General features: G+C 69.7%; 1 protein-coding gene and 2 pseudogenes. 1 reads left to right on the forward strand and 2 read right to left on the reverse strand.

Annotated features, from left to right (window positions below; all coding sequences use genetic code 11):
* Positions 1 to 133, forward strand: a 133-nt coding sequence (locus BHU15_RS38810; protein WP_141726939.1) for a hypothetical protein, incomplete at its 5' end; no start/stop codon positions are given.
* 34 nt (positions 134 to 167) lie between these two features.
* On the opposite strand, the pseudogene BHU15_RS41750 reads toward BHU15_RS38810, so the two are convergent.
* Positions 168 to 340: pseudogene (locus tag BHU15_RS41750) on the reverse strand (nuclear transport factor 2 family protein); the annotation flags it as partial.
* Between the two features lie 2 nt (positions 341 to 342).
* Positions 343 to 489 (reverse strand): annotated as a pseudogene (locus BHU15_RS41755) (nuclear transport factor 2 family protein); the annotation flags it as partial.
* Positions 490 to 638 lie beyond the last annotated feature (149 nt).

Here is a 638-nt window from a genome sequence, read left to right on the forward strand (position 1 = left end):
CAAGACCGGTTCGCTCTCCCGCTCGGACCGCACCGCCAAGTACAACCAGCTCATCCGTATCGAGGAGGAACTGGGCGGCCAGGCACGCTACGCGGGACGCGACGCCCTCGGGCTGCGCCACCCCGTCGGCTAGCAGGGCGGGGCCCCAGGGGGCAGCGGCCTCAGGGAGCGGACGGCTCGATCTCTCCGGCGAAGACGATGATCTGGTCGATGAGGCTGCGCCGCAGATGGACGACGTCCGTGCCCGCCAGCCGGGGGCCGCCGTCCGGCGTGGTGAAGACCCACTGGTACCGGGCCCACTCGTCCGGCATGTCCACCGCCGAGCAGCGCACCATGGTGCNNGATCCCCACACTGCGGCCCAGCGGTCCCCAGAAGACCACGTCCGAGGTGAGTGCCTGGGAGAGCAGATCAGTCACATAGCTGTCCTCCGAGGCGTTGAACGCGGAGATGAATGTGTCGATCGCGGACCGCGCGGTCTCTTCCTGCATGCCCCATTCATACCAGTCACCTCACGGGGCGCGCTGCTCGCTCGTGGTCTTCGTCCGCCAACCACGGGCCCGGGTCAGCCTGTTCGGACGGCGCGGGTCAGGAAGTACGCGCGGGCGTCGTCGTACTCCTCCGTGCGCCAGCCGCCCGC

Origin of the sequence: Streptomyces niveus (genome assembly GCF_001723055.1) — a bacterium.
Taxonomy (GTDB): domain Bacteria; phylum Actinomycetota; class Actinomycetes; order Streptomycetales; family Streptomycetaceae; genus Streptomyces; species Streptomyces niveus.